Consider the following 838-nt stretch of genomic DNA (forward strand, 5'->3'; position numbering starts at 1 on the left):
ACCCGACCGTGCGCAGCCTGGAGGCGCGCCTGGCTGCGCTGGAGGGTACCGAGGCGGCGATCGCTACGTCCACTGGCATGAGCGCCATCCTGCTGCTCGGCATGGGCGTGTTGAAGGCCGGCGATCACGTCGTCTGCTCGCGCTCCGTGTTCGGCTCGACCATCAACCTGTTCGCCAAGGAATTCGCGAAGTTCGGTGTCGAGACCAGCTTTGTCTCGCAGACTGACCTCGCCGAATGGCGTGCAGCCGTCAAGGCGACAACCAAACTACTCTTCGCCGAGACGCCGACCAACCCGCTGACCGAGGTCTGCGACATCCGCGCCTTGGCGGACATTGCCCACGGAGCCGGCGCCATCCTGGCGGTCGACAACACCTACTCGACGCCAGCGCTGCAGCGCCCCACCGAGATGGGTGCCGACATCGTCATGCATTCGGCCACCAAGTACATGGATGGCCAGGGTCGCGTGATGGCCGGCGCGCTGTGTGGCTCCAGCAAGTTGATCCGCGATGTCTTCGGCCCGGTGCTGCGTACCGTCGGCATGACGCTGGCGCCTTTCAACGCCTGGGTCGTGCTCAAGGGCTTGGAGACGCTGTCGCTGCGCATGAAGGCCCAGAGCGAGCAGGCCCTGGCCGTTGCGCGCTGGCTGGAGGCGCAGCCGGAGGTGGACCATGTCTACTACCCATCGCTCGCATCCCATCCTCAGCATGACCTGGCCATGCGCCAGCAAAGCGGGCAGGGCGGGGCGGTGCTGTCCTTCGACCTGCGCGCCGATACCTCTGAAGCTGCACGTGCAGCAGCTTTCCACGTCATTGACAGCACGCGCGTGCTGTCCATCGC

At 65.9% G+C, this 838-nt stretch carries 1 protein-coding gene; it reads left to right on the top strand.

Features of this window, described 5'->3' with window-relative positions; genetic code table 11:
* Positions 1-838: aminotransferase class I/II-fold pyridoxal phosphate-dependent enzyme (locus ACXJKR_RS33770; RefSeq protein ID WP_457326579.1), on the top strand; the 838-nt coding region annotated here is incomplete at both ends.

This window comes from Roseateles sp. P5_E11 (assembly GCF_054049355.1).